We start from the raw sequence: 26,898 nt of genomic DNA, 5'->3' as shown, positions 1-26,898 counted from the left end.
CGGCGTGGCCAGTGGGCGGCGCCGTCGGGGGCCGACCCACAGGGCGGGGAGAAGGAACCTCCGGGTCCGCCGGAAGCGCGTCGCCCCCGGCGGGCCGTGCTGACGACCGCCGTCCTGGCGGGTGTCGGGGTGCTCCTGCTCGGACTCGGTGTGGCCGTGGCGGTCCAGACACGCGGCCACGGGACGTCGGACGGAGCCCGTGACGCCGCCGCCAGCAGTCCCGTCGCATCGCAGGGCGAGGTGCAGCCGTCGCTGCCGGTGGCGATCCCGAGCGCGTCCGGGACGGGTACGTCGAAGCAGGGGGCCGGTGGAGCGAAGAAGACGTCCCCGTCCCCGTCCGCCGCCTCCGGTGTCCTGCCCTCACAAGGAGCGTCCGCCACCGTCGCACCCGCGGTGACGCTTCCCCAGCCATTGGGGCACTGGAGGCTCGGCGCTGGCGGGCTCGGGAAGGATGAGACCGGTCGGCACCCGGCCCAGTCGTTCAACGTCGGTACGAGCACGGAGCACGGCGGCGCCGGCGTCTTCAATGGCCAGAACAGCCAGGTTCTGACGAAAGCCGTAGTCGACACCGGCCCTGGCCACAGTTTCACTGTGTCGGCGTGGGCCTACCTGGGCAGCACCCACCGCGGGGATCTCACGGTGGTGAGCCAGGACGGCACCCAGGACAGCGGCTTCTTCCTCCAGTACTCCGGGCCGACCAACCGCTGGTCGTTCTCCCGGGTGCAGACGGACGGTGCCCCGTCCGACGTGACGCGCTACCGTGCGGTCTCCATCGATCCGCCGCCCGTGAACACCTGGACCCATCTCGTCGGGGTGTACGACGCGACCGACGGCGAGATGACGCTCTACGTCAACGGTGTGCGGCAGAGCACGGCACGGGACATTTATCCGTTCGAGACGAACCTGAGCTTCGTCATCGGGCGCGCCCGTTGGCGCGGGGACCAGGGCAGCCAGTGGTTCCTGGGCCAGATAAGCGACGTCCAGGTCTTCGGACAGGCGCTGACGGACGTCCAGGTCCGAGCGGTCGAGTGACCGCGTAGGGTCCGGCCGGGCCCTGCACCTTGCCTCTCCTCGCCTGGACATCGTCCGGGGGGACGGTGACACCAGAACGGGGTACTAGGAAGCGCACTCCCCACGCCCCGACAATTGTCCAAGCCCCACCGCGCACTCCAAGGACATCACCTCGTGGACGAGCACTGCCGGATCACCGTTGTCGGCGAACGGCGCCAGGTCGACTTGGCCGTACCCGCCGGCGCGCCGATCACCACCTACGTCAACTCTCTGGCAGGGATGTGCGGTCAGCCGCAGACCGATGTGATGCCCTCCGCGTGGTCGCTGGCCCTCACGGCGCATGAGCCGTTCGCTCCCGAACGCTCCCTCGCGGAATCGGGTGTCGTGGACGGCCAGGTGCTGTACCTGTGCGACGTCACAGCCCACGAGTTCGACGAACCCGTGGTGCACGACGTCGCCGAACGGGTCGCCGAAGTCGCCACAGGGGTCCTGGAGCACGGCTGGAGCGCCCGGGCCCGGGTGCTGACCGTGGCTGTCGTGGGTGTGCTCTGGCTGCTTGCGACGGTCACGGTCTCCCTGTTCTGCGGGCGGATGGCCTACGGAGTCGTGGCGGACGTGGCGGTGTCGGCGGGACTGGTCCTGCCCGCACTGGCCTGGGTGGCGGGTGAGCGTCGGTGGCCGCTGCCGTGGCGGTTGCGGGAGACGCTCGCGCTCTCCGCGGTGCCGCTGCTCGCGTTCGCTGTCCGGGCGATGGCGGTGGCCGCGTGGCCGGCCAAGGGGGACGGACCGGGCGGTGCGCTGAGCCGTGCCGGATTCACCCTGGATGCCCTCGCGGTGGGCGCCCTGCTCGGCGCCCTGCTCGCTTACGTGGCCGCGTTCGGGATTCTGACCTGCACCGTTCTCGGTGCGGCCGCGGTCGCCGCGAGCGTCGGCACCCTCGTCGCGCTGACCGGTGGCGGTGGAACCGAACTCGCCGCTGTGACCGCCGCCTGTGTGTTCGTCCTGCTCACCTGGACGGTGCAGGCCGCCGGCGGGCTGGTGGGCTATGTGTTCCGGCGGGACTCGGTACGGCTGCCCGAAAGCGAGGGCACCGACGAGGACCGGGTGGCGTTGGCGGTCGCCTCGGCCAGGACGCTGCTGGTGGCGTGGACGGTGTTCCTCAGCGCGGTGGAGGCCACGGCGCTCGTGGCACTGGCCGTGTCGGGTTCGCGGTACGGGGTGATGCTCGCTGCCTGTCTGGGAGTCGCGCTGGTCCTGCGTGCGGGAGGCGGTCGGTTGACCGCGGAGGTGGTGCCGGTGGGAGTCGCGGGCGCGGCCGGACTGTGCACGGTGCTGCTGCTCGGCGCCGGGCACCTGGGTTGGACCGGATGGACCGCGCCGGGCGCCGCGTGTCTGGTGGCCGTCGGACTGCTCGGCTACGGGTTCCGGAACCTGATGCGTGGCTCCGGTGTCCTGGAGCGGACCCGGGCCGGTTGGGTGACCAGCCTAGCCTCGGTGCTCGGCGGGGCCGGGATCGCCTTGGCCGTCGCCACGTTCGGCGTCTTCGGGTGGGTGCTTGAATTCGGCCAGCGCCTGTGACCGGGCGCGCCCACGTCGGAGGATCGCCGCGTCGTCGCTCAGGCCACCGACGTACGTACCTCCCGGTCCGCGGACGCATGGGACTCCACCGGAGAGTGCCGCACGTCAGAGGCGGACAACAGGCCGAGCTCGAAGGCTTTGCGGGTCAGCTCCGCTTTGTTGCCGACGCCCAGCTTGTTCCTGATCCGCTTGACGTACGTGCTGACGGTGGCCTCGGTCAGGTCCATCCGACGGCCGATCTGACGATGCGTCAATCCGGTGGCGAGCCAGCGCAGCGTCTCCACCTCGCGACGGGCGAGCGTGGGAGACACCGCGCCCGGGGGCAGTCTCAACGCGTTGTGGAAGTGCTCTGCGAGCAGGGGGTCAATGTAGATGCCGCCGCGTCCCACGACGCCGACGGCGTTGAGCAGTTCGCTTTCCTCGGCCATCCGGCTGACGCAGCCGTGGGCGCCGGAGCGAAGCGCCATCGTGACCTCTCCACCATCGGCGAAATCGGCGACGACGAGGACGGCACCCAGACCGCACACCAGCTCGACCGTCTCCCCCTGGGACGCGCCGAATCCGGCGGACATTCCCAGCACGATGACGTCCGGACCCGCCACGGCACTGGCCCGTCCGAGCGGCGGAAGCCCGGCGAGCACGTCGGACAGTTCGTGCGGCTCGGCGACGGCGCTCAGCAGACAGGTATGTGGACCGGCGGACAGCAGGCTCGCCAGCCCGCGTCGTATCAAGGTGTGCTGCTCGACCACTGTGACGCGCCATATCCGGGGCATTGTGCTCCTGTCGTTCTTGATCTGTCGAGCGAACTGCGAAATTCGCTGCGGCCCCCGTGGTCGATGCTACCGGCAGGCGAGCCGGTGTTGAGGCGATTCGGTGTACGCCCGGGGAACACTTGGAATCGACGGCGAAGATCGGGTCCCATGGGTTATCCGATTCGGAAGGGACGGAAGTCCCCTCTTGCTCGATCTTTACTGGTTTGTGTGGAGTGGCGTGCCGGGGCGGGCCTGACGGCTCTGGTGGATGCGGCGACATGAGGGCCGGAGAACGAATAAGCTGCCGCCATTGGGTGAAGAATGCACCATTTTGTGAGGAGATCGGGCTGCGATGAATGACGAGGAGTGGCGCGGATTCTCCGCCGCGTTCGACCGCGCGGTCAGGCCGGCAGCCCGGCCCGGCCACTCGGGCACCCGCGTGCTGGCCGTCGGCTTCGCCGTCGTGGTGGCCGTGGGGCTCGCCGCGCTGCTGAAGGGTGCGCTGGGAGGCGCACGGGTCGTGGCGGCGCCCGCGGACATCAAACCCGTCACCACCTCGGCCCCGGCCCGCGGCGGTGTGGCTCAGACCGGCAGCGAGTGGACGGCGGTGGCCGGCCCCGGCTGCGCCTCCGACGCCACGAGCGGCTTCGCCGCGTACGGCTACTACACCGGCACCAACAGCGACCAGACGACCGGATGGACCACCTCGGCCAAGGGCGGCTACAGCGGCGGTAGTTGCACCGGGAGCTACCTGTCCCTGCCGGTCTCCGGGCAGAAGGTCTCCTACGACCAGGACCGGTTCGCGCTGTGGCGATTCGACTTCAGCGCGACCTACACCAGCGCCTCCTGCACGTTGGCCACCTACGTGCCGGAAGGAGCGCGCACGGCGGCCAGCGGTGATCCGGCGTACTACTACTACTACCAAACGGACGAGGACCACAGTTCGGACGGCTCCTCGCTCGGCGGCTACCGGGTGGACCAGGTGACGCACCGCGGCCGGTGGGTGACGGGCGGCTCCTTCAAAGTCAGGACCGGAGTGGTGACGGTCAAACTGGTCGACGCGGGTGCCCGCGACGACAGCGCCGCCAAGGACGCCCATGTCGCCGCCGCTCAGGTGCGGATCACCTGCCACGCCGTATGACCACCGCCGTCCCCTCCGAAGGGGGCCCCGCAGCCCGACGCGGTCAACGCTGTTCGGGGGACCGGTGAAGAGCGTTCTCCGCGTGGGGCCGCGCGGTTGGGGCGGCCACCGCAGCGTCATGGCGGCCGTACGGGCCGCCGAACCGGGCGCGACCGTCTCCGTCCAGCCCGGTACCTACACCGAGAACGTGGTTCTCGACCGCGGCATCAGCCTGGTCGCGGAGAAGGGCGCGGGCACCGTCCGCCTGGTCGGCGCGCACGGGCCCGCGCTCGCCGTGCACGGCGGCGGCACCGTACGCGATCTGCTGATCGAGCACCCGAACGGGGAACCCGCGGTGTCCGTCACCGCGGGCGAGGTCCTGATCGAGGGCTGCGAGATCACCGGCGGGCCGTTGCAGGTCTCCGGTACCGCCAACCCGGTGGTGCGGAACTGCCGGGTCCACCACACCGGCGAGGTCGGCCTGTACCTGGTCGGCGACAGCACCGCGGTGATCGAGGGGTGCGAGATCGCCGACATCACGTCGGCCGGCGTCTTCGTCGACCACGGCGCCGCCCCGGTCCTGCGGCGGGTCACCGTCTCCGGAACAGGCGGGCACGGTCTGCGTTTCACCGGTTCGTCGCGTGCCACTGTCCAGGAGTGCGAGGTGCGGGACACCGGGGCCGCGGCCGTCGCCGTGGACGCCACCGCCGTGCCGAGGCTGACCGGTTGCCATGTCACCGACAGCGCCGCCGCGGGAGTCGTCGTCACCGGCCGGGCCGGCGCGCCCGGACGCGGCCAGGACGGCGGCGACGGCTCCCGCCCGGCGCGGGGCGAGGAGGACGCGGGCGGTGGCGCCGCCGGCGTGGTGCTGCGCGACTGCCGAATATCGGCCACGGCCGGCGACGGTGTGCACGTGACCGGCCAGGCCGTGGTCTCGCTGTTGAACTGCCGGATCAGCCAGACGGGGGCGGCCGGTGTCGTCACGGCCGCCGACGCCCGGCTCCGGCTGGAGGGCACGGCAGTGAGCGACACCGGTGACACCGGACTGGCGGTCGGCGGCGCTTCACGGGTCGAGGTCCGGCGTGGCGCCGTTCACCGGGCCGGCGCCAACGGAGTGTACGCGGCGGACACTGCCCGCCTCCGCCTGCGTGACACCGTCGTCGACGAATCGGCGTACACCGCCGTGCACGCCGACGGCGCCAGCCGACTGGAACTGGGCGGATGCGAACTGCGCGGCACCCCGGAGCACGGAGTGCGAGGTGCGGGCGACGCGCTCGTCACGGTCGAGGACACGGCCATCGAGGATGTCGGCCTGGCGGGACTCTGCGTCGAGGGGGCGGATCTGACGGCCCGTCGCTGCAAGATCACCAAAGTGGCCACCGGAGTCAGCCTGACCACCGAGCACCGGCCGCTGCTGGACGGCTGCCACATCGACGGCTGCGGCGGCGTCGGGATCGACGTGGCCGCCGAGACCTCGGCGCTCGTCGTGGGTTGCCGGGTCCTCAACACCGCCGGAGCCGGCGTCTACGTCCGCGAGCGCGCCACCCCCTGGATCGTCGACTGCTCGGTGACCGACACCGGCGGAACGGGAATGGTGGTGCGGCAGGACGCGGCGCCCCGGGTGCACGGGCTGTCCCTCACGCGAACGGCGAAGAATGGCCTCTACATCGCGGACGGCGGCTGCGGCCGCTTCGACTTCTGCGACATCAGCGACGCCGCCTTTCCCGCCGTCTACGTCGGCGGTGGCGCCGCTCCGGTCCTGCGCGCCTGCCTCATCCACGACACGGAGGAGGGAGTCAAATGCGAGGAGGGCTCCGAGGCCCGGTTCGTGGGATGCCGGGCCAAGAACGTCACGACGGGTGAACTCCCCGACAGCGCAAAGGACCCGGCGGCCGGCACCACCACCGGCGTCGGCTCCCGGCTGCCGGCCATCGTGGGCGCGGCCGGCGCCGACGTCGGAACGCCGGACACCGTCAGCACCGATGGCGCGGAGGTGAGGGAACCCACGGGCGAGGACTTGGCCCAGGTGCTGGACGAACTCGATGGCCTGGTCGGCCTGGCCGGGGTGAAACACGACGTCAGCACCATGGTCAAGGTGATGCAGCTCGTCCGGCAGCGCACCGAGGCGGGCCTCGTCGCTCCGCCGCTCAGCCGCCACCTGGTCTTCGCCGGGAACAGCGGCACGGGCAAGACCACCGTGGCCCGCCTCTACGGCCGTATCCTCGCCGCCGTCGGACTGCTCTCGCGAGGGCACCTGGTCGAGGCGGACCGCGGCTCGCTGGTCGGCGAGTACGTCGGCCATACCGCGCCGAAGACCACGGCGGTGTTTCGGCAGGCTCTCGGCGGTGTGCTGTTCATCGACGAGGCGTACGCGCTCACCCCGAGCGGTCAGGGCGCGGACTACGGCCGGGAGGCCATCGCCACGCTGGTGAAGCTGATGGAGGACCACCGGGACAACATCGTGGTGATCGTGGCCGGGTACCCGGACGAGATGGAGCGCTTCGTCGGCGTCAACCCCGGCCTCGCCTCGCGGTTCACCCGCACCCTGGTGTTCGAGGACTACGAGGACGCGGAACTCGTGCGGATCGTGGACTGGCAGGCCGCCCGGCACCAGTACGAGTTGCCCGAGTACACGAGGGAGGCGCTGCTGGCGCACTTCGGCACGATCGTCCGGGACGACCGGTTCGGCAACGGCCGCACCGCCAGGCAGCTCTTCCAGCGGATGACGGAGAACCACGCCCGACGGGTGGTCGAGATGACCGCGCCGACGACGGAGGATCTGAGCACGCTCCTGCCGGAGGACCTGCCGGGGGCACAGCCGGTGCAGTGAGCGGTCCTCCGGGGATGCGCCGGGTGGCGGCTGGCCGCCGCCGCGCTCAGGCGTCCTTGAACTCGGCGTTGTGGTCGATGGTGGCGTAGATCTGGCCGGCGTTGTTGAGCAGGGCGTTGAACTGGCCGCAGGCCTCGATCGCGCTGCCGATGCTGTTCAGCAGGTTCTTCATCTGGGGGATGATCGCGTCGGCGAAGTGCTGGGCCTCTTCGTCGTACTTGTCGTCCTGCCACTGGGTCTGTATGCCGTTCTTGCCCGACTCTGTTCTTTGCCACTTGCCGACGTGCTGTCCGAAGAAGTTGTCGTCGGCGGCAGCCTTGTCGACCTCGCCCTTGACCGTGTCGAAGCCGTCGACCATGGCGGAGGTGGCGGTGAGGCAGTCCTGCTCGGTCGAGTGCAGAGTGGCCAGCTGAACGGTGAAGCGGCCGCTCTCCAGGGCGCTCGGCCCGTCGGTGCCGCCGGAGCCGCTGTCCGCGGACGGGATGAAGTCAGGGGCTGTCGTGTACGTCATCGTGAGGATCGGCTCACGGCCGCTCTTCTCGACTTCGTCGTTGTCGTCCCCGGAGGACTTTCCGTTCTGGACGGTGCCGCCGTACACCCTGGTGTAGTCTTCGCCGGCCTTCTTCTGCGGGCCGTCCGACGTGTCGATTGTCGGTTCCCACGGGAACTTCTCGTGCTGGGACTTGATCGGTTCGACGGAGTCCGAGGACATCGGCTGGGGCACCCGCTCTCTGCGCACGACAGGCCGATCGCCGTCCACGGTCGGGCGGTCCGACGGCCGGAGTGTAAGCGCTCATCATCTTCCCGGACCGCCGTGCGGGCATCGACGTCCCTTTTCCAGGACTCCCCGCGCGCCTCTATGTGGGCCTTCCCGCAGGAGTACGGCGCTTCGTACGGTGAACGGCAAGGTCGGCAAAGGAGAGTGGAGCGCGCGCCGTGACGACACCGACGGGTCCTGCTTCGTCCGCGGTCGCCCACGAGGAGCAACGGACCATCGACGGTCACCCGGTGTCCGGGACGCTCCAGCCCGACGGGTCGTTCTTCTCCGACGACGGGCGGACGTACGTCGCGCCGGACGGGACGGTGGAGCACGGTCTGACGGCTCCGGACGGTCGTTTCCTGGTGAACGGCACGTCGCGGCTCGTCGACGGTGTGACGGTGTGGGGGAGCGCTGCGGCGGATGGTTCGTTCCTGTCGGAGGACGGGACGGTCTATGTCACCGCGGACGGGACGGTGGAGCACGGGGAGTTGGTGGACGGCCGCTTCCTGACGGAGCGGACCGTCGACGGGCAGGAAGTGCGGGGCAGCGACACCGCGGACGGCGGGTTCCTGTCGCAGGACGGGCGGACGTACGTCGCGGCGGACGGGACGGTGGAGCACGGTCTGACGGCTCCGGACGGTCGTTTCCTGGTGAACGGCACGTCGCGGCTCGTCGACGGTGTGACGGTGTGGGGGAGCGCTGCGGCGGATGGTTCGTTCCTGTCGGAGGACGGGACGGTCTATGTCACCGCGGACGGGACGGTGGAGCACGGGGAGTTGGTGGACGGCCGCTTCCTGACGGAGCGGACCGTCGACGGGCAGGAAGTGCGGGGCAGCGACACCGCGGACGGCGGGTTCCTGTCGCAGGACGGGCGGACGTACGTCGCGGCGGACGGGACGGTGGAGCACGGTCTGACGGCTCCGGACGGTCGTTTCCTGGTGAACGGCACGTCGCGGCTCGTCGACGGTGTGACGGTGTGGGGGAGCGCTGCGGCGGATGGTTCGTTCCTGTCGGAGGACGGGACGGTCTATGTCACCGCGGACGGGACGGTGGAGCACGGGGAGTTGGTGGACGGCCGCTTCCTGACGGAGCGGACCGTCGACGGACAGGTCGTCTGGGGGGTCCCGACCGCGGACGGCGGATTCCTGTCGCAGGACGGGACTCTCTACGTCACCGCGGACGGCGAGGTGGAGCGCGGTCTGACGGCTCCGGACGGCCGGTTCCTGGAGAACGGCACATCCCGTGTCATCGACGGCCAGACGGTGTGGGGCGTCCTCGGGGCGGATGGTTCGTTCCTGTCGGAGGACGGGACGGTCTATGTCACCGCGGACGGGACGGTGGAGCACGGGAAGTTGGTGGACGGCCGCTTCCTGACGGAGCGGACCGTCGACGGGCAGGAAGTGTGGGGCAGCGACACCGCGGACGGCGGGTTCCTGTCGCAGGACGGGACGGTCTACGTCGCGCCGGACGGGACGGTGGAGCACGGCATCACCGACCCGGTGACCGGCTCTTTCGTCCCGAATGGCATCGCGTACACCATGCCCGACGGCTCCACGGCCTACGGCGTGATGGCGGGCGACAGCTTCTACACCGCGGACGGCACCACCATCGTCCTGGGCAACGGGACAGTCCTGCACGGCACCATGGACTGGTCCACCGGCATCTTCACCACGGAGTCCGGCGACTCCTACTACGTCGGTGAGAACGGAGTCACCCACGGCACGTTCCGGGCCGCCGACGGCGCTTTCGTCCTCGACGCCGGGGAAACCGTCATGACCCCCAAGTCCTGGCAGGTGGACCTCGGCCAGATGAAGGACGCCATTGCGTATATCACCACGCAGCAGGGCCTCCTCAGCGACTACAACGACAAGATCACCAGCGAGATGAGCAACGTCGACGCCGCATGGACCTCGCCCGCGGCCGACTCGTTCGCGGATGTCGCAGCCGACGTCAAGTCGGCCTTGAGGGATCTCCACACGCTGGTCGGCAGCACGATCGACCAACTGCAGCAGACCTATGACAACTACCTGCAGAGCGAGCAGGCTGCGGTCAAGAACCTGTCCCAATGACCTGGAGACGCCATGGCCCTTCCCGCCACCTGGAACGCGACCACCCTCGCCGTGGACCCCTGGGTCCTGCATTCGGCGGCGCAGAACTCCATTGACGCCGTCAAGAACATCAACACGGTTCTGAGTGCGGTCACCACCCGTCTGAACGAACTGCGGCTGTCCTGGACCGGCGACTCCCAGGACCAGGCGGACAAGTTCAACCAGGAGTGGAACGCCATGGTCACGCAGCTCTTCGGCACGGAGGACCATCCCGAGAACGGCATCCTCAACCGGTTCTGCGCCGGACTGGAGGCCGCAGCGGTCGGCTACAGCAGGGGCGAGCGGGCTGTCTCCGACTCGTTCGCCATGTTCCAGGGCCTCATGGCGGGGATGGATCCCGCCGACCTGACGGGCAAGGGCGACGCGGACCTCAGCGACATCGTCGCGACCTACCACACACCGGCCCCGGACGCCCCCGACCGGGACCCGCTGCTGGACAACCCTCCTGCTGAGAACGTGGTGACCGACGACCCGTCGGAGGAGGAGCAGAAGGACAACATCCACCACACCTCCGTGAACCAGACCTTCTGACAACCCCCGTAGCTCTCTCCCCCGGCGCACCTTGAGGCTCGCAGCAGATGTCGACAACCGACAACCAGGACAACCAGTTCCAGGACACCCCGTTCGACCCGAACCCCATCTACACGCTGGGCAACGCCTGGATCACCTTCGGCGACCTCCTCGACGAACAGATCGCGAACATGGCGGCGGCGACGTTCAACGCGACGAACGGCGGGTGGCTGGGCGAGGCGGCGGAGTCGATGTCGACGGCGTTCCAGGACAACTCGGCGGTGCCCTACGACGGGAACCCCGACGGGAACGGGGGGCTGCGCTACACGGTCGAGCAGTGCGCCTTCACCTGCTGGGACATGGGCGAGCAGATCAACTACTACGCGATGCTCCGCGAGGAGCAGGCCATCGCCGAGCAGAAGATCTCGCTCGCGGAGTTGCTGGCCATGATCTTCGGTGCGATCTTCGGGCTCTTCACCGGCATGTTCCTCGGCGAGATCGCCGCCCTCGCGGGTGAACTGCTGGCCGCCATGGTCTCCATGCTTGCCTCCGTGGCGAGCCGGCTCGCCGGGATGATCAGCGAACTACTCGCCCTGCTCCCGGATCTGAGCGCCATGATCGGCCAGATCACCGCGGCCATCGCCCGCGTCACGTCGGGCCTCGGCGACATCACCACCACCGTCGTCAGCACGGTCGGCAGGGTCGCTGGCATCGGCAGCGACGGAAGCGGCGTGGTCGCAACCGCCGGGCGGCAGTCTGCCTGGATCACGGTGCCCGCCAAGACCATCGTGTACGGGGGCGACTTCGTCGGTGTCAGTGCCGCGACCACAGCCGCGGCCAACGCGGCGGCGGGCCTGCCCACGGACTGGAAACACTGGTCCCCGGTCCCGACGACCGCGGAGGGGTGGCTCAACTTCATCGGCGACGGCTTGCTGCTGCTGCCCTTCATGGTCGGCGGGTCCGCGGCCTTCGGCACCGCCACCGGAAAGATCAAGAGTTGGGTCGGCAACGGGGCCAGGAACGGTGACGTCGACACACCCAACGTCGTCAATCCCAAGGTGGACCCGGCCTCGATCACCATCGGCAACCCCGGCAGCGGCGGAAGGTCCGGGTCCGGCGTCGGCGGGAGCGACATCGTGTCGCCCGCCGCCGACCGTACCGTCGCCAACCCGTCGACAACGCTCAACGGCGGCGGCCGTCCGGTGACCAACTCCCGTGTCGGCGCCGGCGTCGGCGGCGTCCGGGAGCCGATCAGCATCAGCCAGGCCAACGCCGTCCCGAACGGCGCGCGTGCCGCCACCAGCGGCGGCCCGGTCGGCCGTACCACCGACTCCGCGCGCGCCATCGACGCGGCCGCCCCGCGGACCCGCGTCACCGAGCCCAGCGCCACGCCGCAGCCCCGTATCGCCGTGCCGCGGGACGGGGTCACGGTGCCGGGGGGCGGTGCGTCGAGGGTGTCTGGTGGTGAGGGTCCGTCTGGTGTGGTGCGGTCGTCTGATGGTGTTGCTGCGCCGGGGAGCGGTGCGTCTCGCGGCGTGGGAAGCGACAGCCCGTCGACAGTGGGGCAGGAGCCCGGCGCGGTACACGGGCCCGGGCAGGCGGCGGGAACTCCCCCGGTGCGTACGTCGCCCGATCCGGTGACACGGACGGGCGGAGGCACGACCGGCACCGTCGCGGAGCCGCCGGCACGGACACAGACCGGGGGACCGGCCGCGGACCCGACCGGATCGCACTCCGCCGGTCCTGGTGAGCGCGTCACGGCACCGGTGGACCAGGGCGGCGCGGCGGGTGGCGGTACGAGGACACCCGCTGAGACCACGGCGCCGGGCGGCGCCCGCGCCGAGAGCTCGACGGCAGCCGCCACGTCAAGGCCGCAGGCCCCGGCCCGGATATCCTCTGCCGGGGTGGGAGAAGGTGCGGCGGCATCACCCGGCGGCGCGCACGCGGTCCGGCCGGGGGAGCCCACGGCCCCCTCCCGCCAGGCGGAGGCTCCCGCGTCGGCGACTCCTGCCGCCGCTGAACCCGGGCGGACCTCTTCCGTCCCCGGCGGAGGCCGGATCGCCGGCCGTGACGTCGACACCGTGGCGGCACCCCCGACGCGCCGGGCCGGGGTGCCCGGCGAGGCGGCGCGGACCGGGGAGGCCTCGGCACGCCACCCGGAGACCGAGTCGCGGTCGGCCGTCGTGCCGTCGCGTTCGGCGAGTGCGCCGGTCGAGCCTGTCGCTGGTCGTTCTACCGGGGCGTCGGCCGTGCCGGGGGGTGACCGGTCGAGTGGGGGCTCGTCCGTCAGTGCGTCTCGGCAGTCCGGCGATGTCGTGGCTTCGGCGGGTGCTGGTGGCGCGCGGCCGGTCGGCGAGGCGTCCCGTTCGGCCGGAGCGTCCCCGCGCTCGGCCGAGACCCCGGCGCAGGTGCCGTCGCGGCCGTCGGATGTGCGGTCCGGGGACGTGGGTACGTCGTCGCGGCCGTCGGATGCGCGGTCCGGGGATGCCGTCACGTCCTCGCGGCAGGCGGACTCCGCACCGACGGAGACCGCGGGCTCTGCCGCACGTGCGCAAGGCGTGCCACCGGCCCGTGCCCCCCACGGTGAGGCGGAGCCAGGAACGGCGGTTCCCCAGGAGCGGACCGGAACGGGTACCGGTCAGCTTCCCGGCCGGAGCGCCGAACCGACCGCCGTACCGCGCGCGGCGCAGGCGCCCGCCCGCGGGACGTCCGCGGCCCCCGGCGCGCAGCCTGCCAGGTCTTCGGCGACGGCAGGAGACGGAGGGCGGACGGTCGTCCCGGAACCGGTCGGCCGTACCTCCGACTCCGCGCTCTCGCCGGCCGCCAGGCAGGGCACTGGCGCCGCCACAGGCCGCGCCGCCACCTCCGCTCCGGGAGGCGCGGCACGCGGGAATGGCGCGGGGGCCGAGCCGGCCTCCCGCGGCACAGATCTGTCCGCGGCCACCTCGGACGCCACGCGGACGACGACACCGGACCCGGTGCCGTCGCCCGCCGGGAGCGCCGCGCACGGCAGCGGCGGCCGGCGGTCCCCAGCCGCCGAACCGCCCGCGCGGACGCCCGCGGACGGGGCCGCGCCGCCCCGCGACGGAGGTGACGGCGGTGACGGCCCCTCGCGCGGGTCCGGGGACCCGCGCGAGGAATGGCGGCGCTACCAGGCGTTGCGGGACGAACGGACTGGCGCCTTCCTCGACTTCGCGGGTGAGCGGTCGGGCAGCGCGCGGAAGGAGGAGACGGACGCGGCGTACGCCCAGTACCTCTCGTCACGTTCGTCGGACAGCAGAGGACCGGTCGAGGTGCTGACCGAGGACAGCGCCGGTTACGCCGAGGCCGTGCGCGAGTTCCACCTCAAGACGGTGGAGGACTTCAAGAGCCACTGGGAGCGGCCCGAGGGGTTCGACAGCGTGGATTGGAACCTCGCGCACGAGCAGCGGATGGACCACGCCTCCGTGCACTTCGCCAACGCGGCTGTGCGGGCTCACGAGCTGCGCCGTACGCAAGAGGCCGTCGAGCGGGCGGTGAACGACCACCAGTACGGTGCGGCGCTGCGTGAAGAGGACCCGCCGGCCGCCGACATCACCCACTACGAGGGGGAGAACTGGCGGGAGGCCGCTCCCCGGACGACTCTGGTCGAGAGGGACGTGGATCTCGGCGACCCAGGGAGTTTCGGAGCGGACCGCGACACCGGACCGGCGGAGTGGAGCCTGGACCCCGCCCGCGGCCCGCGGCCCGGCGCGGAGGGCCACGTCCCCGTCACGCTCGCGGATCTGCGTGCCGACCACCTGGTACGTACCCGGGAGATCGTCGACCAGGCGCACCGGGACTTCGCGGACGACCCCGTCACGGTCCAGCGGGTCGTCGACCAGGGGCTCGCGGAACTGCGTCAGCGGCTCCAGGGCGAGGTCGCGGACCTCGTGGAGGTCACCCGTGTCGTGCGTTCCCCGATGGACTCCTTCGACGCGATGTACGGCGGTCGCGCCGACGACACCTTCGCCCGGGTGCGTGGGGAGTTCGAGCAGGATCTGCACCTCACCTACCGGCGGATGTACGACGAGGTGCGGGCCGAGGGCGGCCGGGACGCCGCCGCCGTCGAGCGGGTGCTCGGGGACCGCTGGACCGACCACGTCGGTCTGACGTTCGACCTCATCGACCTGCGGATGGCGCACGCCGACTTCCGGGCGCGGACGAATGACGAGTTCGACCGCTTCCTCGACGCGGCCATGGACCGGAGCGACGCATCCCTCGTCACCCCGCACCTCGGTGACGCGGCGCGGAACCGGCTGCGGATCGAGTTGCGCAGGCTGCACGAACAGGTGGTGGACGAGGGCTTCTTCCACCGCGTCGACGACTTCGACCTGTCCCCCTACACGAGGGCGAAGGAGGAAGGCGGCTACGTCCGTCCGGAGATGCCCGACTTCCGGGCCCGCTCGCTGGAGCGCTGGGACGGCGACACCGGTCGCCCGGCCCGCGACTACGAGGAGGGTGTCGACGCGCTCAAGGCGACGGTGGACGCCCGTATCGAGCACGAGGCCAACCTCGCCGTGGACGCCCTTCAGTACGGGGCTGACGCGTTCGAACGACTCGTCCGCCAGGACGTGCCGGGACGGGCGGCCCCCGAGGCCACGGACCACAGCCTGATGACGGAGATCGCCGGCGACTTCCGCAGGGAGAACGCCGAGGTCTTCGACCGGCTGTTCGCACCCCACGACCATGACATCAGCACGTGGCTGCGGCACGAGAAGGAGCACGAGAACGCCTTCGGCACCAGGCTGGAACAGCTCGCGGACGAGCGCCCGGCGCCGAGGACGGTCCGGGAGTACCAGCCGCCGAGGCCAGGCGATATCCCGCGGCTGACCGATCGTCAGGTGCGGGAGCTGGAGGACATGGGAACGTCCGGCACCGCGGCCGAACGGGTCGCCGCCTGGCAGAGGTACACCGCCCTCGACCACACGGTCACGGCGTACGAGCGCTACATCGACGAGCACGCCGGTGAAGGGGACGTCCCCGGCTGGATGACCATGCGCGCGCGGATGGATGGCTGGTCCACCGCCCTGGAGCGGAGGAACGCCGAGACGGCCCTCCACGACCTCGGTGTCGTCCCGGACCGGGTGCGGGAACGGTTCGCCGCGCTGGACGCCGACGGGACCGTGGCGTCCGTGCCCGCCGAACGGCAGGCAGCGGGCGCTCGGACGGGAGACGTTCTCGGGGGCCGGGCCGCGGACGTGGCACGCGCCGGGACGACGGACGGGCCGCCGGTCCCTACCGCCGGCCCGCCGCAGACGCGGACCGGCGATCTCGTGGTGACCGGTCCCGAGGAGCAGACCGGCGCCCGCTCCAGCGGCCCGATCGCCGAGGACGCCGACAGAGGGACCCGGGCCCGGCGGACGCCGGCCCAGCCGGCGGAGCGCGTGGAGAGCGCTGGACGGACCCGCGACGTCTCGCGGGGGGAGGGCGAACCGGGGCAGGCGGCCTCCGCCGTGGCCGACCGCGTCGTCACACCCGCCCCTGCACAGGGCGATGGCCGACCGGTGCCGCTACGGGAGACCGGAGACCGCTCTGCCGTGGAGGACGAGCCGATCATCGCTGGGCGCGGCTCTGCCGTGGAGGACGAGCCGATCATCCCTGAGCGCCCTGGCGCCGGCGCGACCGTGCACGACCGGCACCACGAGATCCGGGTCGTACCGGCCGACGGCACGACGTACGGGGAGGGTGCCGGGCACGGCACCGAACCGGTCTCGGTACCGGACATCCTCACCACGGGCGGCATCGGCCGCCTCGCGGGCGCATCCGTCCCGGGCTCGTTCGACCACGACGATTCCGGTGCCGCGGCCTCCGACGGCAGCGTTCCCGGGCAAGACATGCAGTTCGTACGCGCCGAGGTCAATCGTCGGCTGCGTGAGCTGGGGTGGCCTCATGGCGACGCGTCCATGGCGGAGGTACTTGAGCGCTACGACCAGCTCCCCGGCTACTTGCGGAACTCCAGGGAGCGCGGGTCGGCCATCGCGGAGATCATGGTCGGCGGGGACCGCTTCCGCATGCGCGGCGGCGGCTCCGGAATGGAGAGCGAACTCACGCTCGTCATGACCCTTCCCGAGAGGGACAGCCTCGACTTCGGCACCGTGGAAAGGCGCACTCTGGTCTGGGGGCCTGAAGGGGTGCGGATCGTCGTGGAGTACAAGGACATGTACGCGGGTCCGCAGGGTCGCCTGTTCCGTACGGAGGCGCAGGCCGTCGGCGCCGGCGGCGACGGCGGCAGGGTGGCGGTCCCGATTCCTGAGGTCATCCTCGGTGTGATGGCCAACCTGCCTGGCGAGGAGGCATCCGTCCAGCACGGGGGAGAGGAGCGGTTCGACCTCGTCCGCGCGTTCCACGTCTACGAGGAGGCGGCAGCGGCGTTGGAATCCGTCGCGGGTGAGCCCGGCAGTCGGCCACAGGTCCCGCTGGGGGAGTTGCTGGGACCGGAGCGGGGCTGGTACCCGAGCGATCTGGGTGAAGGAACGCTGGTAGGCCCCCACCCGGTGGGCGACTTCGCGGGTGCGCACATCCACCACAACGTGGGTGTGCCGATGGCCGCGGTCCACCCCTTCCTGGTGCACGTGGCCCAGCACACTTGGCGGGACCAGAATCACCCCGACATGCCCTACCTCACCCGCGTGCACTTGGAGGACGCCCTTGACGTGGCCGATCGCGTCGCGGCCGAATTCGTGCGGCAACTGGCAGGCCGTGAAGCCGCCTCCCCCAAGGGGGGGTACTCGCGCCAGTGGCTCGACCAGCACGGCGACCTGGCCGTACAGGAGATGCGCGGACACCTCGCACTGCTCTATGTGGTGACCGCTGCCATCACCAACGGGGCCGAATCCAGTGGGCTGGTGAAGGCGCACGCTGCCGTGCTGCCCCGCGTCGAACCACACCGGGTGCTGAAGTCGCTGCCCGACGAGGCGCAGGACTTCCTCGAACGCCACGCCAACGATGTGCGCGAGGCGTTCGTCGCGCGACTCGTCCGCCGCATGCCCGACCTGGCCGGAACGGCCCCGGGGCAGTGGTCGCTCGGAAACGACGAATACACGGTCATGGACCTGCTGGACACCGCGCTGCTCCCCCGGCCCCCGCACACGGTCGGGCTGGAGGACGTCGTCGGCATGATGACCCTCCTGGACGGGTTCGACACCGACGGGGAGGGCACGCTTCCGCGGATGGTGCTGGAGGTCCGCTCCTACGGCCAGCGCCACGCCGACCCCGACACTGCCTACGCACATCACATGACGCTGGTCGACCAGGCCCGCGACCTCTACACCCATGCCCGCACCCTCCACGACCGGGCCCAGGCCCAGGCAGGACCCTCCACCCGGCACGACCCCGCGGAACCGGACTTCCGCTTCGTGCAGGCCGACATCAACCGTCGACTGCGTGAACTGGGCTCGACCAGACACGTCTCACTGTACGAGGCAGTGCTCCTCCACCGCAGCCTCACCGCCGGACCACACGAGAACTCCAGGCAACGCGCTGAGGCCATCGCCGAGACCCTCGTCAGTGGGGACCGCTTCCGCATGCGCGGCGGCGGCTCGCAAGGGGAGGACCAGGTCGGCGGGGCCACCGGGTCCGACGACGGGGCCGGACCCAGCAATACGGTCGCGGAGAGCTCCCGGCAGGAGGAGGGGGACCTGCCATCTGCGATGTCGTCCAGCGATACGGGGGACGGCCCGCTCCGAGCGCTGACCGAGTCCGCTCTGTCGGCACTGGCGGGCAGACCCCGCATCAGCCGCAAGATCTCCAGGGTGAGTGTGCTGTCCGAGAACAGCGTGGACTCCGGGCCAGCGCGGTCGGTGTACGGGATGCCGAAGAAGAACTTCAAAATGTTTCAGGAGAAGGCTGCCAAGCTCGGGTTGGTCATCGACGTGCGTCCGACTAACCCCTCTGCGCCGGACTGGCTCGAGAAGGGGATGCTGCCGAAGCCGAAAGACATCAAGGCGAAGACAGTGGGCGAGATCGACGTGCTCTTGGGCGCCAAGCCCCAACACATTGGTCTGGTCGGCTACTTCAGGCCTGTGCTGCCAGAACGCGGCGGGATGGACGAGGACGGCTGGAACAAGGTCCAGTCCCGGTTCAACCAGCGCTCCCACGAGTTCGAGGCCCTCGCTCCGACCATGGCCGACCTGGCTGCCCAAGGCCGCTTCCGCGTCAACGACGGCCTGATCGAAGGCCGGGACGACACCGGCGAGTGGAAGGGCATCACCGGTGACCACGACATCTTCGACATCACTACTCCCGGAGGCTCACAGCTGGACCCCGCCACCTACGAGGCCGTCTGGCAGGAGATGAAGCGCTCGAACATGGCGGTCATGCACGGCGCGCACAAGTACTGGCCTGCACCACGCAGCCCGTACAGCGAAGGTGTCTACTCCAAGATCATCAGCTCCCATCAGTATCCGGATGGCGAACCGCTCCTGCGCTTCACACCGAACGACGAGAACGCGTCCCTGGTATTCCCCCTCCCCCCCGTCTCCACCGGCCCCGACGAGCCGACCGACACGCAGCCCCAGTCCGCATCCGACACCACCCGCGGGGAGGCGGCCAGCCCCGAGGCGCCCGTCGTACTCGACTCCCGGGACTCCGCCTCCACGGAATCGCCGTCCGAGTCCCGGGGTATGGAGCCCCCCGTGCGGCCGCTGGACGAGATCGCGGAGCGGTTCGCCGACGTGACCGTGACGGAGCACTCTCCCGAGCCCGGCATCGGGCCGACCCGCGAACTGTCGGACGAGCAAGTGGTGATGGTGTCCGACCTGCTCATGCAGTACGTGCAAATTCCTGCCGTCGACGACAGTCCGGCGGGCGACGCTCTCATCGCTCCCTACACCAACGCCCTCGCTGAGATCGGTCTCGCCCTTGCCACCCGTGGTGAGCAGGCCGCCCGCGAGGTCGCGGCGCGGGCTGCGGAGACGATTCCTGGTGCGGTCCCGGCCGTGCACGAGCCCGGGGGTACCGGCACCGGCGCGGAGGAGGACCGGCAACGGTCCGACCAAGCAACCACGGCCGCGAGCGATGCCGGGCCGGGCCATGCGCGGCAGGGGGAGTCGGCCCGCCCGGCCGCCGGAACACCGGGGGCCGCCCAGGGCGCCCGGCCAGTGCGTGAGGCCGCTCCCCTGCCCCCGTCGGATGCCTACGCGTCTGCGTACACCGTTCCTGCCGCGGTGTCCCGTGCGCTGCGGCAGCTTGCTCCGACCGTTCTCGCCTCCCGCCCGCGCGGCGCGCGCCGGGCGGTCGTCAACTCCGTGCTGAAACTGATGGAGCGGGCGCCCGCGCCAGACGGTCTGCTGCCGGAGAATCTGCTCGTGGTCGTCGACCGGGCGACGACGGCGCTGCCCGATCTGCTGCGGTACCCCGACGTGATCTATGCCGCCGCGAGGCAGCCCGAGCTGGGCCCGCTCCTGGAGTTCGCCCCTGCCCTGGGCGAAGCGTTGAACGTCCACCCGCTGGTGCTGGAGGAACTGGCTGCCGCACCGAGTCGCTGGTTCCAAATGCAGCGGGCGGACCTCGGCGGGATTCTGTTGCGTCCAGGGGTACTGGACGACCTGGAGGGCAGCGAGGAGCTGCGGGTGACGGCCTTTCGGAGGTCGTCCACCCTGTTGGGGGGCTTCGGGGGCCGTGCGGATCTGCTGCGGGCCGTGGCCGCCGTCGGCGATGACCTTCTTGTCCTCGCGGACCGGACACCGCCGTTCGTCGACGCGGTGGCATCGTTGGGCGGTTCGGCGCCCGAGGCGCTCTGGTCACTCGGCTCGGAAGCCACACTCACCGCGGCGCTGCTGTCCCGCGAGTTCTTCCGCCCCGCCGTGTCCAGGGGCTTCTACCACCGTGTGCTCACCGATCAGAACCTGCGCGCCCTGCTGCGGTCACTGCCCGAGCAGAACCAGCTGATCCTGCTCAATGAGCGCACCCTCGCCGCGGCGACCACCACCCCGGACGCCGTGCGTGCCCTGCGGCCGGCATCGGGGCTGACGTTCGTCCTGGAGAGCGCGGAGGCCATCGCCGAGCGGCTGTTGCGCGACCCGGCGGCGATGGCTGCGGCTATCGCCAACAGGGGGCGCGTCTTTCTCGCTCTGTCGTACCACCCGGACCGGTACGACTCGGTGCCGGACGAGCAGCTGGCCCAGGCGATGAGAGAGGAGGCCGGCCCGGCGGAGACGAGACTCCAACCGTCCCCGCACGGTCTGACCGCCGAGGACATCACCACCCTGCCGGTGCCGGCGCTCCTGCGGCGCCTGACGCAGGCGATGCCGGCGCTCAAGGCCGCCGTGACCGGGCTCCCGGTGGAGCAGGCCCGGGTGCTGCTGGGCAACAGGCGCATTCTGGAACTGCTGGCCCGAGCACCCCGAACCGTGCCGCTGCCGCACGTCCTGCGGAGGCTGGTCGCCTTGCCGCAGCAGTTCGTATTGCCCGACGACGAGACCGCTGCCGTGGCGATCGCGACAGCCGCCGGCCGCCACTGGCACGTCTTCGCCCTTTACACCAGCACCGGCGGCCGGGCCAGCTTCCGGCCGCAACTGAACACCCTGGTCGCCCAGCGACCGCAACTCGGTGAGCTGTTGGTGCGCCTTCCGAGCATCGGCTTCCTCGCTTACCACGACGTGCGCCTGCTCGCCACCGACATCCCACTGGCGGCATGGGCAAACAACCCGTCGATGGCCGCCGCCATGGTCTACCAGTCCGACCTGTGGGGGCACATAGCGGATTCGGCGTCCCCGGTCGCACGAGCCGTGCACGCTGGTGCCGGGGCGTTGAGCACGCTGCTGCACCGGCAGCCGGTGTTGGGCCGGGAAATGACACGCGAGCAGTGGGCGCAGGCCGCGCAGAACGTGCTGGCCCACCCCCAGCTGCTGCCGAGGCTCAGCCATCTCTTCGGGTCGGTCACCGTGGCGCACTGGACCCGACTTCTGACTGACGACCGGATGTTCGCGCTGCTGGACGAGTGGATCGACACGCCCACCGGGAAGGCACTGCTCCAAACTCCGGGCACGCTACGGGCGGCGGTCGCCCGGCCGGGCTTCGCCACGGCTTGGCAAGAGCGGCAGCAAGAGTTCGACGTGTTGGCCGCTGCCGCCCTCGTTGGACGGGCGGGCCGGCCGGGCGGTGCGCAGAAGCGCGCGGCCTCCGACGCCTTCGTCCGGGCCGTGACCGCCACCGGCGACGCGTTCGTCTCGTCGACGGGCTATGTCCTCGACCCGCGGTTCGCCGCCGCTACCGCCGCCTTGCTGCTGCACCTCCAGCAGGGCACACCGGCCGATGAGGTGGTACAGGTGGCGGCTGACGCCGACCGCCCACTGGAGTCCGAGGTTCTGGACCGCTACCGCCTGCTGGTGGACACCGACGCCCTTCGGCAAGCCGCGATCAACGGCCCGCACCTGGCCGAATACCTGCTGTTCGTGCCCGGTGTGCTGGACTTGCTGCGCGTCCGGCCCTCACTGCTCGACACGGTCCTGCGTTCCCCCGAGGTGCTGCGCCAACTGGTACACGTTTCCGACCTGCCCAGGTTGCTGGCCCAGGACGACCACGCCTTCCGCCTTTTCTCCCTCAACGACAGATATCGAATCAACTTTCGTCCACCGCACGTCGAGGCGATCCTGCACAACCCCGACTTCCTCCGCGCCTTTGAGGTCGTGTCCTTCCAATTCACGCAGGACCAGTACGAAGGCGCCTACCACCTGGCGATGCGCAGCCCCGCCCTGTCCCGGGCGGTCGTCGCCGACCCCGGGATACTGGCCGATTTCGCGTTCGCCCCTGGTCTGGCGGACGCGCTGGCTCACGCGGGTGAGCCGGTGATCAGGGCCGTCAGCGTGTCCCCCGGACGTCTGGCGGGAGCGGCCCGGGATCTGGCCACCCTGGCCGCGCTGGCCTCGGTGCCGGGACTGGCTGACGCCCTCGCCGACCGGCCCGATCTCGCCGCGAGTCCCTGGCAGTGGCGCGAACTGACAGGCAACACCCCGCTGTTGCAGCGCCTCAGCGCCCACCCGGAGGCAATGGTCAGTGTCTTGACGCCACAGGTGCTGCCGGTCGCGATGGCCGCACCCGCCTTTGTCACCGTGATCGCTCACACACCGCCCGAGGCGCACGGGCAGCTCATCGCGCCCACGGTTCTGCGGCTGGTCGCCGAACACCCGGGCCTCGCCGACGACCTGGCCGACCTGGAGCGGGGCGACGGCCTGCGGGCCGCCCTGGTGGGCCTGCGCGGCCTGCCCGACGTGCTCGCCGCCGATCCGCGCCTGCTGACCACCCTGCGAGCCCGCCCCGAGGTCGTGGCGGCCCTGCGTGCCAACCGATCGCTGGTCGACGAGGCCGCGGAACGGACCGCGGTGTGGACCGTCGCCGAACACCATCCCGAGCTGGCCACCCACCTCAACTCCCGCCTGCGCAAGACGCTCGAACGCCACCCGGAAGCCGCTCGCGCGATCGCCGGCCACCAGGGCCTCCTGGACCCCGAGGTGCTGCCACGCGCCCTGCGCCGCCCCGGCGTACTGGCCCTGCTCTCCGCCCGCCCCGATGTGGCTGCGGCCTTCGTGTCCCGGCCGGAACTCCAGCACCGCGCCTTGCGGGAAAGCGAGTTCACCACCCTTCTGGAACACGCCGCCGCCAGCGGGGCCGACCGGCTGACCGACCTCCTCGACGGCGGCGCCGACGACGTGCTCTGGGACCAGGCCGTCGGCCGTGACGTCGCCGCGCCCGGCACCACTTCGCCGTCGCAAGCAAGCAAGCACTGGGACGGCGGGGCCGCCACCCAGACCGAGCAGGCCGGCCAGCAGGACTCCGCGACACCCGCTATGACCCGTGGGCCCGAACCTGCCGCCCAGGAACAGCCTGCCTGGTCGGCACCCGGACGAGCGGCCGCAGGTGTGCACCAGTCGGCCGGTCTGCCCGTGCCCTCCGAGGTGCGGCCCCAACTGCCGCCGGAGATGGTGGACTTGCTGACCGGGCCACACGGCGGCAACGTCGCGAGACGGATCGCCGGCAACCCGGAGCTGCTGCCGCTGCTGGCGGCGCACCCCTCGCTGGCCGAGGACGTCGCCGAACACCCTGACCGGCTGGACGCGTACACCGCCCGCGGCTTCTTCGAGCAGCACATGCCCGACCCCGAGGCGATCGACCCAGCGGACGGGGCGGGTGCCGCGGACGCGGCGTTCGGCACCGGCGCCTTCGAGCGGAACTTCGCCGCCTTCCTGGGGTCCGTGGACGCCGCCCCTGGCGACCACTACGCGGCCCTGCGCACGGCCGCCGACCACGCCTGGCGCCAGGTCGCCGGCGTTCGTCAGGAGCGCGCGGCCGAACTCCGCGCCGAACACGAAGAGCGCTTCGCCACGTTCCGCCCCGAGTCCTCCGCCACCTGGAGGCTGTCGGGCCGGATGCACTTCGCCGGCGGCGTCCGCGCCGAGGACTTCACCCCGCTCCAGCGCGCTGTGCTGGACCGGGTCGCCGCCCACGGCGAGGGGGTCCGTGAGGCTCCCGCGCAGCGCCGCGTCCACCTGCCGCTGCACGCTCACCTCGACGGCGGCAGCGGTGGTGCGGCCTTCTTCCACGTCCTGGCCGCCGACGGCCGGGTGGACCTGGTCGTCTACGCCCGCAGCACGGCCCGCTCCGGCAACCAGTACCGGTGGACCGGCGGCAGCCGCTACGTCTCGGGTCCGCCCTCGGCCGAGGCCGTCGCCAACCACCCCGCACTAGCCGGATCGCGCACACGCGTGGAACAGATCCGTACGGCGTCGGGCGAGCCGCGACCGGCAGGCACGGACGGGAGCGCTGCCGGCGGCCGGGCCGCGGACAAGGGCAAGGCCCCGCTCCGGCCGCGCCCCACCGCCACCGACGCGGCCGAACGCGACGTCGTGCGGCAGGCCTCGAGCCTCGCTACTGCGGTCCGCGCCTACCACGCCGCCCTGGACAGGACCCGCGCCCTGCCGCCAGAAACCGCCGCACTGCTTCTGCTCGACGCCGGGCAGGCGCTGTACGAGGAGGGTGCCGACGCCTTCGGCCACGTCTGGGACTCCCTCACGGACGACGAGCGCACCGCCGTCGAGGCCTTGGTGCCGGCACCTCTTCACGACCCCGGCCACACGGCATCCTGGTCCGCGCGTGACTGGGGCGCCCTGGCCGTCGCCCGCGGCGCCGGCGGCGACGCCCTCGCGACCGCCGTGGCTGGCCGCACCCCGTACGACCGCGCACGGTCGTCCACCGTGGCCCTCCCTCCACGTTCCGGGTCCACCTCCCTCGGAGAGGACTCCCAGCAAGGCCCCTCGGCACAGCTGCATTCCACCGGCGGACCGGCCGCAGGCGAGGGCGGAGGGACCGCAGCCGACACGGAGTCGGCGGCCCGGGCCGCCCTGCCCCCCGCCGCCGGCAACTCCGACGCCCGGACTCCGCGCCGCGGCAGCGAACCCGGTTCCGCGCCGAACGCCGTGGGCCAGGCCCTGCCGGGCGGTGAACCGATGGCGGCCGAGGACGGCGGAACCGCCGTGCGGGACATCCGTCCCGAGACCGCCGAACCGACGGCGGCGTCCCACACCGACGAGGCGGACCCGGCCGGTCCGGCGGACAGCGGGGAGCCGCCCATCGGAAGGACGCCGGACGGCGTCGCCCGAGCGGTGGCGGCGGGAGTACGGCGGACCGCCGGCGACGACTGGTGGCGGGCCCGCGAGGCGGCCGGCGACGCCGTGCGCAGGACGCCCGTGTGGCCGGACATCAACCGGCGCACCCCGAACCTGGACGGGAAGATCGAGTCGACCGTCGTGTCGGGAGCCTTCCGGGTCCGCCGGTTCGAGCACGACGGCACCACGTACACCGACGTCGAGGTGCGCGCCGCGCTCACCCCGGCCGGTGAACTGACCGACAGTCAGCTCGCCAGCTTCTGGGAGCGGTTGTCCGCTGACATCGAGAGCGTCTTCAACGCGCCGGGGCACCGGCTCTCCAACGGGGACTCCCTGCACGTCACGCCCGTGCGGGTGTCCTCCGGCCGGGGCGCCGGGGACTGGTCGCTGGAGGTGTACGACCCGGCGTCGGGCGCCCGCGCCTCGCACCACCGGCTTCCGGTCGCGCTGGTCCCTGGCAGCGGTCTGGGCGCGCACGAGTTCGGCCACCAGCTCGGTCTGCCCGACGAGTACCAGCAGGGGGGCGCCGCTGCGACGCAGGGCCTGGATGTTCCCGGCAGCATCATGGGCCGGTTCGGCCGCCCGGTCGATCCGGAGGCGGCCGCCACCCATGCGGCCGAAGCGGCGGACACCGGCGCGCGGCCCACGGCCCTGACGGGTGACGGTCTGGCGCCCGCCGGCCTGCGGGACCGGCACATCCAGCGGTTGGAACGGAGCATCGGGGAGCTCCCGGTGGCCGTACCCGTATCCGTACCCCGGACCGATGCCGGAACTCCGGCCGTAACGGTCCAGGAGGAGCAGGCACCGGTGGCGACCGGTCCTGTTCAGACGGCGGCGACAGCGGCGACAGAGGTGTCGGCCGATGCGCCGTCCAGCTCCGCTGTCGCCCTTTTCGGGACCCGCCGCGACGGCGCCCTGGGCCTGACGTTCGTCGCGCCCGCGCCGGAGAGCACCGTCGACTGGCTGCGACAGCAGGTGGGGCGCGTGCTGGACGGCGACGCCGCGCCGGACCCGGGCCTCCACGCGGCGCTCGCAAAGGTACTGACCGGACGTCTGCTGTCGGCCGAACGGACGCGGCTGCTCAGCCGGTCGGGGCTCGTCCTGCGGGTGACCTACAAGAAGCGCGTACACGCGGTCTCCTTGCGGCTGTCAGCGCGGTTGACAGGCCCGGCCGACCCCGGAATGGACGTGATGCCCGACGGCGGGCCGCCGGTCACGAACCAGCGCTGGACCTTCAGTATCGCTGAAGTGGACGACATCGTGGGCAAGGGGGGCCTCCGGCCCGGGTCGCTCACGTACTCCCACAACTTCGATGTCGGCGGCCCCCTCCGTGACGTCGGCGTTTCCCTCCAGCCCAACTTCGTCCACAACCAGGCCAGCAGCGCGGTGACGTTGGGACGAACCGTCCAGTCCATGATGATCATGCGCAACCGGGAGCGCACCTTCCCCTTCTCCTACCAGCCGTTGTGGGAGCTGCGGCCGGGGGACACGGCGGAGGAACTGCTCGACGGGCGCGTACCGCCCGACGCCGACTGGACCGCTGCGGTCGGCCAGGCACCGGACGACCTCGTGGTGTGGTTCCCCAAGTACCTGGTCGACGAGAAGACG

At 71.5% G+C, this 26,898-nt stretch carries 9 protein-coding genes (1 of these 9 running past the window's edge); 7 read left to right on the top strand and 2 right to left on the bottom strand.

The features are described 5' to 3' along the window. The first annotated feature begins 96 nt into the window (after positions 1–96). Both RVR_RS08775 and RVR_RS08770 read left to right on the top strand, forming a co-directional pair. Positions 97–1,032, top strand: coding sequence for a LamG domain-containing protein (locus tag RVR_RS08775; protein WP_202233310.1), 936 nt, complete (start codon positions 97–99; stop codon positions 1,030–1,032). A 153-nt stretch (positions 1,033–1,185) separates the two neighbouring features. Further along, positions 1,186–2,589 carry an EsaB/YukD family protein gene (locus tag RVR_RS08770; RefSeq protein WP_202233309.1) on the top strand — a complete coding sequence of 468 codons (1,404 nt, stop codon included), beginning with the start codon at positions 1,186–1,188 and terminating at the stop codon, positions 2,587–2,589. 38 nt (positions 2,590–2,627) lie between these two features. Here the strand turns inward: RVR_RS08770 and RVR_RS08765 are convergent, their stop codons facing one another. Then, entirely contained in the window at positions 2,628–3,338 is a 711-nt protein-coding gene (locus RVR_RS08765; RefSeq protein ID WP_237404646.1) for a response regulator transcription factor, read from the bottom strand. A gap of 355 nt (positions 3,339–3,693) precedes the next feature. Here RVR_RS08765 and RVR_RS08760 point away from each other — a divergent pair, with 355 nt between their 5' ends. Both RVR_RS08760 and RVR_RS08755 read left to right on the top strand, forming a co-directional pair. Beyond that, complete coding sequence (locus RVR_RS08760; RefSeq protein WP_202233307.1) at positions 3,694–4,482, top strand: hypothetical protein; 789 nt, start codon at positions 3,694–3,696, stop codon at positions 4,480–4,482. Positions 4,483–4,564: 82 nt separating this feature from the next. After that, a complete protein-coding gene (locus RVR_RS08755) occupies positions 4,565–7,291 on the top strand; it encodes a right-handed parallel beta-helix repeat-containing protein (RefSeq protein WP_202233306.1) in 2,727 nt (908 codons plus the stop codon). A 46-nt stretch (positions 7,292–7,337) separates the two neighbouring features. Here RVR_RS08755 and RVR_RS08750 read toward each other — a convergent pair whose 3' ends face one another. Beyond that, positions 7,338–8,003 (bottom strand): hypothetical protein, encoded by a 666-nt coding sequence (locus RVR_RS08750; RefSeq protein WP_202233305.1) that lies wholly within the window; start codon positions 8,001–8,003, stop codon positions 7,338–7,340. A 224-nt stretch (positions 8,004–8,227) separates the two neighbouring features. Here RVR_RS08750 and RVR_RS08745 point away from each other — a divergent pair, with 224 nt between their 5' ends. The 3 genes in view from RVR_RS08745 to RVR_RS08735 are tightly spaced (at most 47 nt apart) and all read left to right on the top strand, a layout consistent with a single transcriptional unit that may run on beyond the window. Continuing rightward, entirely contained in the window at positions 8,228–10,120 is a 1,893-nt protein-coding gene (locus RVR_RS08745; RefSeq protein ID WP_202233304.1) for a WXG100 family type VII secretion target, read from the top strand. A gap of 12 nt (positions 10,121–10,132) precedes the next feature. Beyond that, positions 10,133–10,690: a WXG100 family type VII secretion target gene (locus RVR_RS08740; protein WP_202233303.1), complete on the top strand. Its 558-nt coding sequence runs from the start codon at positions 10,133–10,135 to the stop codon at positions 10,688–10,690. 47 nt (positions 10,691–10,737) lie between these two features. Beyond that, positions 10,738–26,898: the 5' portion of a hypothetical protein gene (locus tag RVR_RS08735; protein ID WP_202233302.1), read on the top strand. 12,825 nt of this gene lie beyond the right edge of the window; the window shows 16,161 of its 28,986 coding nt (coding positions 1–16,161); it begins with the start codon at positions 10,738–10,740; the stop codon falls past the right edge of the window.

This window comes from Streptomyces sp. SN-593 (genome assembly GCF_016756395.1).
In the GTDB taxonomy this organism is placed as follows: domain Bacteria; phylum Actinomycetota; class Actinomycetes; order Streptomycetales; family Streptomycetaceae; genus Actinacidiphila; species Actinacidiphila reveromycinica.
Note: the sequence above shows the minus strand (reverse complement) of the source record. Positions and strands in the feature narration are given on the sequence as shown.